At 45.6% G+C, this 14,835-nt stretch carries 16 protein-coding genes and 1 pseudogene; 13 read left to right on the top strand and 4 right to left on the bottom strand.

Features of this window, described 5'->3' with window-relative positions; genetic code table 11:
• Positions 1 to 47 precede the first annotated feature (47 nt).
• Entirely contained in the window at positions 48 to 443 is a 396-nt protein-coding gene (locus tag LWL52_RS11045) for a (R)-mandelonitrile lyase (protein ID WP_242919778.1), read from the top strand.
• Positions 444 to 626: 183 nt separating this feature from the next.
• On the opposite strand, the gene LWL52_RS11040 is transcribed toward LWL52_RS11045, so the two are convergent.
• A complete protein-coding gene (locus tag LWL52_RS11040; protein WP_242919776.1) occupies positions 627 to 1,118 on the bottom strand; it encodes a YciE/YciF ferroxidase family protein in 492 nt (163 codons plus the stop codon).
• A gap of 298 nt (positions 1,119 to 1,416) precedes the next feature.
• On the opposite strand from LWL52_RS11040, the gene ypfJ reads away from it, so the two are divergent.
• The 5 genes and pseudogenes from ypfJ to LWL52_RS11020 all read left to right on the top strand — a co-directional run bounded on the left by ypfJ (position 1,417) and on the right by LWL52_RS11020 (position 5,030).
• The gene (ypfJ, locus tag LWL52_RS11035) at positions 1,417 to 2,319 is read left to right on the top strand and encodes a KPN_02809 family neutral zinc metallopeptidase (protein WP_242919774.1); all 903 of its coding nucleotides are present in this window, start codon (positions 1,417 to 1,419) and stop codon (positions 2,317 to 2,319) included.
• Positions 2,320 to 2,663: 344 nt separating this feature from the next.
• The gene (locus tag LWL52_RS11030) at positions 2,664 to 3,386 is read left to right on the top strand and encodes an adenylate/guanylate cyclase domain-containing protein (protein ID WP_242919772.1); all 723 of its coding nucleotides are present in this window, start codon (positions 2,664 to 2,666) and stop codon (positions 3,384 to 3,386) included.
• Between the two features lie 208 nt (positions 3,387 to 3,594).
• Positions 3,595 to 3,849 carry a hypothetical protein gene (locus LWL52_RS11025; RefSeq protein WP_242920708.1) on the top strand — a complete coding sequence of 85 codons (255 nt, stop codon included), beginning with the start codon at positions 3,595 to 3,597 and terminating at the stop codon, positions 3,847 to 3,849.
• Positions 3,850 to 3,862: 13 nt separating this feature from the next.
• Positions 3,863 to 3,955: pseudogene (locus LWL52_RS20720) on the top strand (hypothetical protein); the annotation flags it as partial.
• Positions 3,956 to 3,998: 43 nt separating this feature from the next.
• A complete protein-coding gene (locus LWL52_RS11020; protein ID WP_255749076.1) occupies positions 3,999 to 5,030 on the top strand; it encodes a DUF6340 family protein in 1,032 nt (343 codons plus the stop codon).
• A 696-nt stretch (positions 5,031 to 5,726) separates the two neighbouring features.
• Here LWL52_RS11020 and LWL52_RS11015 read toward each other — a convergent pair.
• Positions 5,727 to 6,962: a multidrug effflux MFS transporter gene (locus LWL52_RS11015; protein WP_242919768.1), complete on the bottom strand. Its 1,236-nt coding sequence runs from the start codon at positions 6,960 to 6,962 to the stop codon at positions 5,727 to 5,729.
• Positions 6,963 to 7,334: 372 nt separating this feature from the next.
• Here LWL52_RS11015 and LWL52_RS11010 point away from each other — a divergent pair, with 372 nt between their 5' ends.
• Complete coding sequence (locus LWL52_RS11010; RefSeq protein WP_242919766.1) at positions 7,335 to 7,748, top strand: hypothetical protein; 414 nt, start codon at positions 7,335 to 7,337, stop codon at positions 7,746 to 7,748.
• A 272-nt stretch (positions 7,749 to 8,020) separates the two neighbouring features.
• Here the strand turns inward: LWL52_RS11010 and LWL52_RS11005 are convergent, their stop codons facing one another.
• Together LWL52_RS11005 and LWL52_RS11000 are read right to left on the bottom strand one after the other, a co-directional pair.
• Positions 8,021 to 8,587: a dihydrofolate reductase family protein gene (locus LWL52_RS11005; RefSeq protein WP_242919763.1), complete on the bottom strand. Its 567-nt coding sequence runs from the start codon at positions 8,585 to 8,587 to the stop codon at positions 8,021 to 8,023.
• Between the two features lie 350 nt (positions 8,588 to 8,937).
• On the bottom strand, positions 8,938 to 9,765 hold the full coding sequence (locus LWL52_RS11000; protein WP_242919761.1) for a helix-turn-helix domain-containing protein: 828 nt from the start codon (positions 9,763 to 9,765) through the stop codon (positions 8,938 to 8,940).
• Positions 9,766 to 9,876: 111 nt separating this feature from the next.
• Between LWL52_RS11000 and LWL52_RS10995 the strand changes: the two genes are divergently transcribed.
• The 6 genes from LWL52_RS10995 (at position 9,877) to LWL52_RS10970 (ending at position 14,734) form a co-directional block, all read left to right on the top strand.
• Positions 9,877 to 10,446 carry a DapH/DapD/GlmU-related protein gene (locus tag LWL52_RS10995; RefSeq protein ID WP_242919759.1) on the top strand — a complete coding sequence of 190 codons (570 nt, stop codon included), beginning with the start codon at positions 9,877 to 9,879 and terminating at the stop codon, positions 10,444 to 10,446.
• A 47-nt stretch (positions 10,447 to 10,493) separates the two neighbouring features.
• Positions 10,494 to 11,663, top strand: coding sequence for an alpha/beta hydrolase (locus LWL52_RS10990; protein WP_242919757.1), 1,170 nt, complete (start codon positions 10,494 to 10,496; stop codon positions 11,661 to 11,663).
• Between the two features lie 22 nt (positions 11,664 to 11,685).
• Positions 11,686 to 12,177 carry a cupin domain-containing protein gene (locus LWL52_RS10985; RefSeq protein WP_242919755.1) on the top strand — a complete coding sequence of 164 codons (492 nt, stop codon included), beginning with the start codon at positions 11,686 to 11,688 and terminating at the stop codon, positions 12,175 to 12,177.
• Positions 12,178 to 12,272: 95 nt separating this feature from the next.
• Positions 12,273 to 13,436, top strand: coding sequence for an aldo/keto reductase (locus LWL52_RS10980; RefSeq protein ID WP_242919753.1), 1,164 nt, complete (start codon positions 12,273 to 12,275; stop codon positions 13,434 to 13,436).
• A gap of 29 nt (positions 13,437 to 13,465) precedes the next feature.
• Complete coding sequence (locus LWL52_RS10975) at positions 13,466 to 14,335, top strand: alpha/beta hydrolase (protein ID WP_242919751.1); 870 nt, start codon at positions 13,466 to 13,468, stop codon at positions 14,333 to 14,335.
• Positions 14,336 to 14,368: 33 nt separating this feature from the next.
• Positions 14,369 to 14,734, top strand: a complete 366-nt coding sequence (locus LWL52_RS10970; protein ID WP_242919749.1) for an alpha/beta hydrolase family protein — start codon at positions 14,369 to 14,371, stop codon at positions 14,732 to 14,734.
• Positions 14,735 to 14,835 lie beyond the last annotated feature (101 nt).

Genomic DNA, 14,835 nt, shown 5'->3' with positions numbered 1-14,835 from the left:
GATCTTTAATCAAGGATTCTTTGAGGGAAGTATAAACAGCAAATACAATGGAAATTACAAGAATTGGCTCACAGCCTTCGGGCAAAGGGCCCGACGATTGGTTTACGGGTGCAGTACGCATTGATCCCTTGTTTCAGGCAAATGAGGCAAGACGCGGCGCTGCAGCCAGCGTAACATTTGAGCCGGGTGCCAGAACGGCGTGGCACACGCATCCGCTGGGCCAGACGCTGCTTGTAACAGCCGGTTGTGGGTGGGTACAACACGAAGGAGGGCCGGTTGAAGAAATACATCCGGGTGATGTTGTTTGGTTCTCTCCAGGAGAAAAGCACTGGCATGGGGCCACTTCCACAACCGGCATGACGCATATCGCCATTCAGGAGCAACTGGACGGAAAGGTGGTTGATTGGTTGGAGAAAGTCACAGACGAGCAGTACCGGAAGTAAGCGCTGTTGTTTACAGAAATCAGTGGCTCATTTTAACCAAAGGATAGTATAAGTTTTTGATTTATCGAAGCGTACGATTGCCAGCAATGCCTTACGCGAAATCTGAAAATAATAGCTTTAACCTTATAAACAAGTATAGCCCGCCTTGCAAGGAGCGGGCTATACTTACTATGGTATCTTTAACTACTCTGCCTTCTGGTTGATATACCCTTTGGCGAGCTTATTTAAGAGGGTATCTGTTTTCTGCTCTTCTTCAAGGGTTTGTCTTAATAATTTGGCCGCCTCGGCATGGCCCAGGCGCTCGGCGAAGTGAGCAGCCGTGCCGTAACCAGCTATTTCATAGTGCTCAATGCGTTGGGCGGAGGCAATGAGGCCAGCGTCTTTCACCTCGGGGCTGGCATCTTCCTCAATGGTTTCTTCGCCTTCTTCTACCAGGCCTTCCATGGCTTTGCACTTCATGCGGCCGGGGCTTATGCCTACCAGCTCGCATACTTTCTCCAGGCGATCTTTCTGCTCTTTGGTTTCCTCCAGGTGGTTCTCAAAGGCACTTCGCAGTTTCTGATCCTCGGTGGCCTTAGCCATTTTAGGAAGGGCTGCTATCAGTTGCTTTTCGGCACTGTAAAGGTCTTTTAATTGGTGCTCAAATAGGTCTTCTAAGGTTCTTAATTTAGCCATAACGGTATAGTTTCTGTTGGTTAGTATCTGCCAAGTCTATACGCGGGCACTCTGAGAGGGTTAAATCTTTTACAGCTAGGAGACCTTCTTTTTGCTCGGATGAGGTGCTATGATCCGTTACTAGTTCGGCCTCACGTGTTCATCTACAAACCGGTAGAGGCACTCTGTATAAATTAGGTGCATCTTAGTGAAGCTGCATGCCGTTATACTGTTCGGATAGCGGTATGGACTTTCACCTGCGCGGTAGAAATCAAGTAATCTACCAACATCCACTTCACTTCATTAAAAATAGATTTTTATGAAATGGCAAGGCAGAAGAAAAAGCAGCAATATAGAAGACCGTAGAGGCCAATCAGCAGGTGGTTTCGGGGGAGGTGGCAGAGGCATTAGTCCCATGCTACTTATACCTTTGTTCCGGCTCCTTTTCTCGAAAGTAGGGCTAATCATTGTGGCGGTGCTGCTGGCGCTGATGTTTTTAACAGGCACCAACCCCATTGCGCTCCTGCAGCAGTTTGTAGGTGGCGAACCGCAGTATGCACAGTCAACCACTTACACGCCGAGCCCCGAAGAGCAGGCGCTGGCCGATCAGACGGCCGTTGTGCTGGCTGATACCGAGGATTTCTGGAGTAAGGAAATCCCAGGGTACAGAGCACCCACTTTGGTACTGTTTTCCGGACAGGTAAACTCAGCCTGTGGCCTTGCTTCTTCCGCGTCAGGACCCTTTTACTGCCCTGATGATGAGAAATTGTACATCGACCTCAGTTTTTTTAATGAAATGGAGCGCAAGTTTGGGGCCGCAGGCGACTTTGCGCAAGCTTATGTGGTGGGCCATGAGGTAGGACACCATATTCAGAAACTCACAGGCACCATGGACAAGGTAAACGCCATGCGGGGCCAGTTATCCGATGTGGAATTTAACAAGCTCATGGTAAGAGTAGAGCTACAGGCCGATTTCTATGCCGGCGTGTGGGCAAATCATACGCAAAAAGCAACTGGATTTATGGAGCCCGGCGACCTGGAAGAAGCCCTAAATGCAGCCAGTGCCATCGGCGATGACCGCCTTCAAAAGCAAGCCACCGGCAGAGTGGTGCCCGACTCCTTTACGCACGGTACCTCTGCCCAAAGAGTCCGCTGGTTTCGGAAAGGCTTCGAATCAGGTGATGTGTCACAGGGCGATACTTTTAATGCCACTGAGTTGTAGAGCAACAGTTTAACTGCTTTATACTTGTTGCAAAACAAAAAGCCTCTCCAGAAAAGGAGAGGCTTTTTGTTTTCTCTGCTGGTGTGTGCTTGCAGCTTTCATTACTGCTTATTCAAGAGGGTTAGCTGCATGGATTAAAAGGAACACGCCTGCAACAACTGAGCAGCACTGGCGCAAGCGTCCGCTTGTGCCTTGCGGGTGCAGAGCTTAATACCTGACCGCTTCCCAGGGGGGGTGACAAACCAGATGCAAACGGTGCATAGCCGTATAAGTAATAAGGTCATCTAACTTAATTTTAAGATAGGATGTGACTAAATCGTTGTTAGAAGGGAGGGAAAGAGACGATGAAAGAAACGATAATTTGCCAGGGGTGCTGGGAACAGATGCACGTGCCGATTGCGATACGTGGTCCTCTTTCTTTCTTTTTCAGGCCATTTGGTATTAAGAAAAGCCAAATGCATCCGAACCTTTGCACCATTTGCGAAAGCATGTTCACGAAGGTGAAGAAGTATAAGCAAATCTCTATTTCCACGACGATCCTCTTTGCTGATATACGTGGGTATACTGATATGTCTCAACAAGTAGAGGCGTCTGAAATGAATGAACTACTCGGCTGCTTTTATGACCGATGCTCAACAGCAGTTTGGGAAAATGAAGGAATCGTCAACAAATTTATTGGAGATTCGGTACTGGCCATTTTCAATTTTCCACTCGTCCGAAAAGAGCATATTAAGAATGCGGTGAATGCAGCTGTTCAACTACAAAAAAGCTGTGAGAATTTTAAAACCGAAAATGGCTTGGGAAATGAACATGCCTTAGGTGTAGGAATAGGAATTCATACCGGCGAGTGTTTTATGGGTGAAGTAGGAACAAGCTATAAAGATTTTACAGCAATTGGCCCTGTCGTTAACCTCGCAGCAAGGTTGCAGGGAGCAGCAGGTTCAGGGGAAATTCTGGTCACTGAAGATGTGTTCAACCAGCTGGCAAATCAATTCCCTGATGTACAAAGAAGAGTGCTGACCTTGAAAGGCATCAACAGCCCTGTAACGGCTTATGTTCTTGCCTAGCATGAAAGGGCTAAAATAAAACCGCCTTTACAGCAGCTACTCCCTCACTAAAATAATTGCATGCTGCACCGCGCTGTATGAACCATTGCCGACCAGCATAGCCCGCCAAATTTGTTATATGGCTTAGCTAAGGCGTTGACTATAGTTTGATGGTGGTGTTGTTTTGAGTGAGTGGTATATTAGATATTAAAAGACTTACTACCACCCTATGAAGAAGTACCTATATGTTGCCATCGCCTTGGTTTTCGCATCCTGCTCAACAGAGAGTGACTTACGGGATACCCTTTACAATGTAGTAGAGTCAGGTGCCACTATGGCCCTCGATTCGCTGCATAATACCGCAAACAAAGAACTTGAACGACACACCGGGATAGATTCGCTGACTACTAAAATGAAAGCGATCGATACTATAAATGTAGAACGGGAATTAAAACGGGAAATAATAGAGCAACTGTCAAAGTAGCTTCTTTGCGGTTGACAGCAGTCCGGCCATACTTGCCATTACGCAGGATCAGTTCATCGTTTATTCGTCCAATGTTTTCGCAATCATTAGGGTAGAGCAGTTTTAACGTGAAAATATCATGTTGTTTAAATATTCTATATATTTAATACATGCTATACTTCTCTCGTTTTCTAAGGTGTTCACCGGTTTTCCTTTTGTTACTAAGCCTTGCTTTTAGCGGGTGCAGCAAACATGGCTATGTTAAGCTAGATTATCCGTTACCGCCTCCTGTATACCTGCCCGACAACATCCAAACAATTGCACTGGTGAACAGATCGCTCACAAGGCCAGCGGATAAACAGGGGAAGGTGCTGGAGGCCATTGTGACAGGAGAGGTTTTAGGTTCAGACCGCTTGGCCTCGGACGAGTGTTTGAAAGGCGTATTCGATAGGATCAATGGGCACAGGAGCATACACGTGGTGATCCCTCCCCAAACCAGGCTATACGGAACAGGTACCCGCGAAACGCCTGAGCTGCTCGATTGGGCACATGTAAGAACTATTTGTGATGCCAGCAACGCCGACGCTTTACTTGTGCTTGAGACATTCGACTCCAACTCCGATGTGTTGTTAGCAACAGTTACTAACGGCGTAACGGCAGCACTAAATAATAAGGCCGCCATACCTGCTGCCCCCAGCCAGATCAGGGTAAATGTACACGCTTTCTGGCGGTTGTATGACCCTGCCTCCAGGACCATCCTTGATCAGCACCAGGCAAAAAGCTTTCTGACCTTTAATGGCGCAACTGGCAGCAACCTGACCTTGCCGCCACCTGAAGCCCTGCACAACACAGCTTACGAGGCGGGGCGTGCCTACATCGAGCGATTTCTTCCAGATTATTATACCGTTAAGCGAGAACTTTACAAAAAAGGAAAAGGATCCAGTAAGCCGGCCTTCGAGGCGGCGTTCAGGAGCGCCGAAGTCGCAAATTGGCAAGGCGCTATCAATAGCTGGACCGCCTTATTGAGCCAGGCAAATCGCAAAAATGCCGGGAAGGCCTGCCTCAACATTGCGGTCGCACATGAAGTACTAGGCAATACAGACCAAGCCTTAGAGTGGGCTAAAAAATCGTACGAAGTGTATGGCGATAAGCTCGGGAGAGACTACGCCAAAATATTACTCCACAGGAAAAGTATGGAATAAATTCATCAGGAAAAAAAGTGCTGGAGATTGCAGCAGTTAGCGACGAGATAGGGTATCTCCTCTGGAAAGTACGTTAAAATCGTAAAATAGAAAAGTCTGCCCGATACGTATTGGTCCGCTGAGAACGAGCAGAATGTTTAGGATTACTTACTAACAACCCGCAAATCATACTTGAAAAAAAGTTTAACTGCACTTGCAGCGATGCGCTTTTAGCCCGTTATATCGATATGACAATAGGGGAGTATAGGAGAGGAGATTTGGAAAGCTGAACTTGTAGTTTCTTGAAAAGTCCGATAGGCTAACCAAAGGGGATAAATGATCGAACCAAAAAGCCGCTCCATTCGATGTGTTGCGGCTTTTGTATTTCAGTAGACCAAAGGATCGAACTTTATCCACCGGGTTTTCACTGTTATAGAAGGGTACTTGCAATTAGATAGTTTATTCTAAACTATTCCGGTTTTACTTAACATCGATTATACCTCTGTATTCTTCTAATTCAACCCCATAGATCGCTCTTAAACAGCAGTTCTGCCTGCTTCTTTGTTTCAAAACTCGCAAAGCCAATCACTTCCGTAATTTCCCCTAAGATTTGATAAAGACCGAAACTTTAAATGGATCAGTTTCGCAATAGCATTATTAAACTAAGTTGAAAATTATAAAGCTATTTTGCTGCAAAGCGCATGTGCTAAAGGTTAGCTAGTGAAAGGTTCCTGTAACGGATTCTTTACTTTCCAAAAGGTTATCCTCTTCTCGAATAAACGAGCGGCCGAACAGTAAAATTAGCAGGGATAAAAATGCCGAACCTGCCATGATCGCCGCCATCGGAACGGCCGTTTGGTCGTTGAAAATGCTTAAGATAACCGTAGCCAAGGCACCTAAGCCCATCTGAATAGCACCCATTAACGCGGAAGCACTCCCCGCGTTTTTACTGAAAGGAGCCATGGAAAGGGCTGAAGCATTTGGAAACGTAAAGCCCAGGCAGCATAAAAATGTAAAAAGGACAGCAATCGTGCCGTACAAACCCAGCCAGTCGAAAATGGTACCGAAAAAGAGAAAGAGCCCTACCAGCACCTGGAAGAGGATGGCAACCCGGATGATCTGTTCGCTTCGAAATTTCCGGTGCATTATGCTGTTTACCTGGCTCGCTCCGATCAAGCCTACGGATAGAAAGGCGAAGATCCAACCGTACGTTTTTTCCCCTACTTTAAAGATCTCCATAAACAAAAGCGGTGAGCCGGAAACGTAAGTAAGTAAACCAGAGAAGGAAACGGCACCCGCCAGCGCGTAGGTAAGAAATTGCGGAATCCTGATGACAGCTAAGAAATTGGTGAGAATGGGTCTTGGTTTCAGGGATAAAGTAGGATCGGGTTTGCTGCTTTCGGGTAAGCCGAAATAAACGGCAGCAAATATCCCTGCGCCCATGCCAGCTAGAATCAGGAAAACCGATTGCCAGCCAAAAGCTACTGTAACATAACCGCCAACGGTAGGAGCGATCATGGGCGACACACCTACTACCAGCATGAGCAACGAAAAAACCTTAGCGCTGTCTTCTACCGGAAACAGATCGCGCACCATGGCGACGGCAGCTACACCGGCCGCGCAGCTGCCCACTGCCTGTACGAAACGCAAGATGACTAATGCATCGATAGATGTAGCCAGGGCACATGCAACAGAACTCAAAACGTACACTCCCAGTCCGAAGTAAAGCGGTTTTTTCCTGCCAAAACGGTCGAGCAGGGGGCCGTACAAAAGCTGCCCTGCCGAAATACCCACAAAAAAGCTGGATAAGGACAAGGCCACTTCGGCAGTTGTGGTTTTAAGGTCCTGTGCTATCGCCGGAAAACCAGGCAGGTACATATCGATGGAAAAAGGCCCAAGAGCCGTGAGGGTACCTAATATCAAGATCAGGCTCAGGTATTTTTTTCGTGTCATATTTTTATTAAAAGGCCGTAAAGGTACAATGGATATGCTGGCTTCTGCGGGAAATTACGATAATCCTGGCGTTTTCATGCCCCTTGTTCCTTTTAGCGCAAAGGCTTATTCTTAGCTTAAGTAGTTACTATACTTCATTAAAATTTGTAAAACCTATTGCTGCGGGACTAGATGCTATTGCCTGTCATAAAGCGCTTGAATGGCCAGGAGATTGAAGTATACAGAACGGGTAAATGCATAAACCTTATAGCATAAGGACTTTACTGTCACGTTAGATATCATTTTCCTGTACACCAACTTACCGGTTGCTTCATAATTTCTAGCAAGCAAGCGCCTGTTTTATTAGCTTCGCTGAAATTTTATACTTTGTACATGATTTTATTTCAGAACAGTCTGATCAAGCTAGACTATCACCCCGCCACCGACATTGCTGTGGCAGAGTACCCTGACCTGCACAGCTACCTGCTTCCTGAAATAAAGCACAGCATTGATCTGGTGGTTGATACGCTAAGGAGCTATGACGTAAAGCTGCTCATACTGGATGGTACCAGAACGGTGTCTACAGTAGAATCGGAACAGGGCAGGGAAATAGCAACTTACCTGGCAGCGGGGCTTAGGACAACGCGCCTGCAGAAACTAGCCCGTATGCAGTCTTCAGCAGGTCTGGTTGAGAAAAGGGCACAGGACAACATAAAGCACATCGAGCTAACACAGGCCCCAGCCTTCCAGATTCAGGCGTTTACCAGCAGGGAAGAAGCCACGGCATGGCTGTTGAAGAATGCATAGGCAAAGCCCTGTGCCAGGCGTAGCTGCACCTTGAAGGTTAGACCTTGTTGGCTCGTGAGCTGTAAAAGCCCCAGTCTTCCTGAAGTACCTCTTTCGTTTCTTTGTTGTGCTGTTAGCTATGGCAATAATTTATTATTTCCAATTTGGTACAGCGGGCAGGGTATTGTCGAAGTCGGGACTTTTTAGCACTACCCTTGCCTTGAAAAACTAAAGTTTAGCCAGGCATAGACGAGGTTCAAATCCCGTCATTTACCCTTTTGACAATTCCCACATTAGCGGTTCGTTGTTTTTTCGATTGTTGGCATATAGTAAAGCGTTACTGCACCACCACTAAAAGTTTTTGTCTTGAGGAGTTTAAGAATAGTCCTGTCGTTTATATTTTCAAATAGTGGCAAACCACTTCCTGCAACAACAGGGTGAATACAAAGTTGGTATTCATCAATCAAATGAAGTTTCATTAGCTGTATGATTAAACTCCGACTGCCAACTAAAATGTCTCTGCCTGGTTGTTGCTTGAGTTCTAAAACTTCCTCTTCAATTCCCCGGTTTGCTAACTTTGCACTTTCCCATTCTACATTTTTCAACGTGTGGGAAAAAACAATTTTTGGGATTTTATCTATTGCTCTAGCAAAGTCGTCCATCGATTTTTCACCTGAAGGATTTTTCAAGAAAGTTTGCCAATAGTCCATAAGTTGATATGTAATTCTACCATATAGAATTGCATCTCCCTCATTTAATAGTTCCGTATAATGTTGATGTATTTCTTCATCTGGAACACCTGCTGTGTGGTCGCAAAACCCGTCAAGTGTCATATTGATCGCTGCAACTACTTTTCTCATAATTTCAAGTTTAGGCCAATCCAAATTCGTATGTCATTTTACCATTACTACTAACTAAAGTGTACAAGGAGTTGATCCGGTTATTAGCATTTTAATCGGGTGTTCTGCTCCTGCTTTTGCCATCATCAGATATGAATTTAAATTGCAGCTTCATCCTGTTGCTTTTTATAGCTAAATCCGAGAAAAGCTATCGCACAAAACATATTTAATATAGATGCCCCAGGCAGAAATAGAAGCCTTAAAGCAGCGCTGCACACCTACGTACATTGTGCAGAAGACTGGTATCGAGTAGATGTTGACAAGCTACCAAAACTGACATAAAATGTAAGTAATGTTGCCGCATAGTTTTTTTAGCTCAATCGGCTTCGGTACTCACTCGGTGTAGCACCTAACAGTTTTTTCACATAGCGGGTAAAAAACGAACGGCTGCTAAATTCCATCTCATCGGCAATTTCAGAGATATTGAGGTTTCTGTTTTGCAAAAGAAGGACGATGCGCTCCCTGGCGAAACGCTGGATCCATTCAGAAGCCGTGACACCGGATGAGTTCTTGCAAATTTGGTTGAGGTACTTGGAAGTGATGTTCAATTGAGCGCTGTAAAACTGTACTTCACGCTCCGTCATGCAGTGCTCCTGTGCCAATTGCATAAATCGTTCGTACAGGGTTCCGGTTTGCAACGTGTGTTTCCGTCTTTCATACTCGTTGGCAAAAATGTGCCACATATCAAGTATAAACAGTTGCATCTGCAAGTTCAGGGCTTCGTTGTAAAAGCGATGATCGGTTTCCAAAGCGCGATCACTCAGCCACTTAAAATTTGAAAGGATTTTCTGCCTGTCGTTTTTGCCATGCAGCGTTTTGACCGGATAGACCCTGGAATGCAACAAGGCATTGATACTCCAGCCCTGGTCGGGCATGTTGTTGTTTAAAAAGTCTTTTTCCACCAGCAATGCCGACGCTTTGAAGTTTTTTGAAAGCTGCAAACCTGTAAGTCTGCTCTCAGCAAACCAAAACAAGAATTCTCCTCTCTCGCATTCCATCTCCTGGTCATTGAACATAAACTTGATGCTCCCACGGTGACAGAGTAAATGGGTATGGTATAGCTTCTCAAAATGAATGGGAAAGTCTTCTTTACTCAATATTTCCAATGAAATGACTTTCGGCAGTGCTTCCTTTTGCATTGAATGAGACCTTTCTGCTAATATAGGTGATATTTGACATTACTGTCGAACAATGTGTAACAATTGAGAAGATGTTATACTTTAATTTTGTGATTGCTAATATGTTATGATATGAAAGCATCCGACAAAGACATTTTTGAGCGACTGATGAAAGGGGAAACAGTCCGCCCGGATGATCCGCAGAGTGGCAGGTTGCGGGAAGCATCCTACACTACGATGGCCTTGGTTCAAAGTATGAATATTTCCAGTAATCCGGAGGAGATCAGAAGCTTGTTGAGCCGGATCACGGAAAGTAAAATAGATGCGTCAACGGCTGTATTCCCACCCTTGTACATCAATTACGGCAAGAACACCATAATTGGGAAAAATGTATTCATCAACTTCGGCTGCACCTTTTTAGACCTGGGCGGCATCACCATTGAGGATAATGTGATGTTGGCGCCCGGCGTGAAATTACTTTCAGAGAGCCATCCGCTTTCCTCCGAAGACAGGCAGTCGCTTATTCCAAAACCCATTCACATCAAGCGAAACGCCTGGATCGGTGCAAATGCAGTAATTCTGCAAGGGGTCACGGTTGGAGAAAATGCTGTCGTCGCAGCCGGTGCGGTTGTGTCAAAAGATGTACCTGCTAATGCAGTAGTGGGCGGCATTCCTGCAAAATTTATTAAAGCAATCGAGTAGTTAACTTCAGTTCGACCTTAAAGTGGGACTATCAAACTTAAAGAGACATGAAAAGAATAACAGTTTTAGTAGTTGCTTCCCTCCTGGTTTTGGGGCAGGCTCATGCACAAACAAAGCCAAGAGTAAAAACTGATAAGACAATTACTTCAAAAGAGAAAGTCACAACAGAACATTATACCTTTCAGTTAAGTGATAAGGTTACCCGTCAGGAAGTAACGTTCAAAAACCGGTATGGCATCACCATAGCAGCCGATTTATACCTTCCTAAACGCCGTGGCAACGAGCCTTTGGCAGCACTTGTCATCAGCGGTCCGTTTGGCGCAGTGAAAGAGCAATCTTCGGGACTTTATGCAAACGAAATGGCGGCCAGGGGCTTTGTGACATTGGCCTTCGATCCCTCCTTCACAGGCGAAAGTGGCGGAGAAGTCCGAAACGTGGCATCACCTGATATTTATACTGAGGACTTCAGTGCAGCGGTGGATTATATCGGCTTGGTAGAATCTGTTGACCGCAGCCGCATTGGTGCTATCGGCATCTGCGGTCTGAGCGGTATGGCGCTTACCGCCGCCTCAAGCGATACCCGGATAAAAGCGGTAGCCACAGCTTCGATGTATGATATGTCCCGCAGCATGAGCCGCAGTCATAAAGATGGGTACACCTTAGAGCAGCGCATGCAGGTGATGGATTACCTAAGCCAGCAGCGTTGGGAGGATGCGGAAAACGGCCATTATGCCTTAGGATTACACGAAGTTCCATTCGATGAAAACGGCAAAATGGTGAAAGGTAAGCGGGTGCTTCCTGAGGCGCTTCCAAAGGAAGCGGACCCTGTTTTAGCTGCTTTCTTCGATTATTACCGGACACCACGGGGATTCCACCCAAGGTCCATCAACTCCTTAACAGCGTGGACGGCAACAACACCGATGGCATTTTTTAATTTTCCAATGGCAGCAAATATCGAAATGATCTCGCCTCGCCCGATAATGCTGATTGCAGGAGAAAATGCCCACTCCCGGTATTATTCTGAAGATGTTTATAAAAGGGCTTCTGAGCCGAAAGAACTAGTGCTGGTACCCAATGCAGATCACGTGGATTTATATGACAGGACAGAGCTGATCCCATTTGGAAAACTGGCATCGTTCTTCAACGATCACCTGAAAACGGCTAAGACCGATCAGGCAGAAAAGGCAAAGGGGAATGGTTCTGCAAACGGAAAATAGACAAACACATAAAATGAACGGAATGAGACTATCCATGATAACAGCCATTGCTCTTTACAGCCTGGTAATTACAGGCTGTAAAGAGCAAACTAACGCGCAAACTGACAAACAGGCAACTGCAGCAAAAGTGCAAAGCATCTTTCCAAAAGGAGAGAAAGGATCTTCGGAGTACTTCACTGGCAATGCTTATACCAATGGGCTGGTTCCTGCAGACTCCACCTATGCAACGCTGGTAGGCAATGTATACTTTGAGCCAGGCGCCAGAAGCAACTGGCACAGGCATCCGGCAGGGCAAATTCTCATCATCACAGATGGGGTAGGTTACTATCAAATAAAAGGGCAGGCCCGGCAAACCATGCGAAAGGGAGATGTTATTCAGTGTCCGCCCAACACGGTTCATTGGCACGGAGCCAGTTCTGATACAGGCTTACAGCAGCTATACATCATTCCCAATACAGAGAAAGGGATTGTAGAATGGATGGAACCCGTAACCGATGAAGAATATAGCAATTAGAAATTATTTACATTAGACAGTGTCATTTAGAAACGAGGGTTTTGGGTAGCAGGTTGGTAGCTAGGCATTCTTGTTTCACAAAAATATAAGGAGTGATGGAGAAGAATATTGGGAATCAGTTTGAAAATAAAAACACAGATCCTGTAATGCGAAGGGACTTTCTAAAAGCAGCAACTTTGCTGGGTATAGGGGCGATAGCTGCTGGACCTGTTAATAGTTATGCAACCACTCCACTGGAAAGTGAAAAGAGAAAAGGCATCGGCACCATCTTATCTAAAAAGCGGGTTTTAGGCTCAAAGAAGAATCCGCTGGAAGTGTCGGCCATTCAGTTGGGTTGTATGGGTATGCACACTGGTCGTGGTATCCATCCCGACCATAAAAGCATGGTCAAACTAATCAGGGACGCTGCGGAACGTGGTTGCGACTTTTTTGATACCGCTGAAGTTTATGGACCCTATGTTAACGAAGAATTAGTAGGAGAAGCACTGGCACCCATCCGAAACAAAGTTGCCATCTCCACCAAATTTGGTTTTGATATTGAGGGTAAAAATGGGTTGAACAGTAGGCCTGAGCACATCCGCAAGGTTGTGGACCAATCACTCAAGCGCCTCAGAACTGATCGCATTGATTTATGCTATCAGCACCGGGTTGATCCCAACGTACCCATTGAAGAGGTTGCAGGTGCCGTAAAGGACATTATAAATGCTGGAAAGGTGCTGCACTTTGGTCTTAGTGAAGCAAAAGCGGAAACCATCAGAAGGGCACACGCTGTTTGCCCAGTTACGGCAGTGCAAAGTGAATATTCCTTTATGACCAGGCTGCCCGAAGATTTCATTTTTTCTACTTTGCAGGAACTGGAGATAGGGTTTGTGGCCTATAGTCCGCTTTGCCGTGGTTTATTGGGAGGAAATCTTACTGAATATTCTGATTTGAATACAAATGACATCCGGGGTGCATGGCCGCGGTTTCAGTCGGAGGCAATCAAATCTAACATCCGGATCGTCGAGGCGCTAAATGAGTTTGGCAAGACAAGAGGCATGACTTCATCTCAAATATGCCTAGCGTGGATGCTGTCAAAATATCCTTTTATTGTCCCCTTGCCTGGCACAACCAAGCTTTCACATTTGGAGGAAGATTTACGAGCGGCTGACTTCGTCTTAACCGCAGCCGAGATAAATGAGATTGAAAGCAAAATAGAGAAAATAGGCGTTGTTGGTGATCGCTATGATGCACTGCAACAGTCTCGGGTAGAATATTAGCCAGCTAAGAAAATAATAAAATTTTTATCATGAATAAATTTATTGCAAGGCTGGTGATAACAACATTTATCTATGTTTTCGTTCTACTGACTTCTGGGTTAAATGCACAGACAGTGTCATCCTCTTCTAAAAAGGAGCCGGTAGAAACATATACGGTAACCTCTGTTCCAGCCGAAAATGGGTCTTACACTATTATTCCCAAAATCAGGGAAGACTGCAAAGTACCAGCGGGCACATTATTAACGGTAAAAGCGAAACCGGCACCTGGTTACAGCTTGGATGCTGTGTATTACACTGTCAAAGGCGGCATTTGGGGGACGACCAGCTACGAAAGCTTCTCCTCGAAAATGAAAATACCGGTTACCAAGGATATGAAGATGGGGGCCACGTTTATTCCGCGTTCCTTGGTGGATAATGTAATAGTAACGCAGGATGTGGTGTATGCAAAGCCAGGAATCAAACCCTTAAAGTACGATGTGTATGCGCCCAAAGGCGCTAAAAATCTTCCATGTATTATCATTATTCATGGCGGCGGTTGGTCTTCCAACAACGAAGATATCATGCGGGGCCTGGCGCGTGAACTGGTGAAAGGTGGCCGCTATGTCGTATTCAGTATTGACTACCGGTGGATTAACAAACTGGATGGAGAAACAAAGCCTACTCACATGCACCAACTGATAGAAGATGTTTTTGGAGCTATAGCCCACATTCAGGAACATGCTGGAAAGTATGGTGGCGATCCGACCCGTATTGCAGTTACAGGCGACAGCGCGGGTGGTCATTTAGCTGAAGCAGCTGCAACCCTTAGTTCACTCATTGGCGACGGTGGTTTTGGTATTACGAGTGGGGTTTACCAGTATATGCCAAGCTACCTGCCAAAAAGAAAATCATTGGTCTAGGTAAAAAATGAAATCATAAGCTCCATCAAGGCTGTGGCACCCAGCTATGGTGCATCTGAGGCAGCCGACTTTAAAACCTTGCTGGAGCAAATAGACAGGGACTATTGGGATGCTATTTCTCCAACAAGCCATGTTCCAAAAGTTGGTGAACGTATTCTTCCGCACTTTATGATACGTGGTACAAAAGACCCGATCGTAGATCACGCCATGGTGCAGCGCTATGTAGATGTGTTAAAAGCAGCCGTGCAGCCGGTAAGCTATATTCAGGTGGAAGGTGCAGGACACGCCTTTTTCGATTGGAAACCAGATGCAACAACGAGAGCAACTTTTGCCAAATATGGGGTGCCTTATGCCGCTCAAATGCAGACTTTCTTCAATGGTATATTCTATAAAAGTTAATCACAAGAATTATACTGCTTGGTATTCATATAAGGATAGCTTAAATAGATTAATTCTTAAAAACGATAAAAGCATAACCAACAGATTGTACTGGGCGCAAG

Source organism: Pontibacter liquoris (assembly GCF_022758235.1).
GTDB lineage: Bacteria > Bacteroidota > Bacteroidia > Cytophagales > Hymenobacteraceae > Pontibacter > Pontibacter liquoris.
Note: the sequence above shows the minus strand (reverse complement) of the source record. Positions and strands in the feature narration are given on the sequence as shown.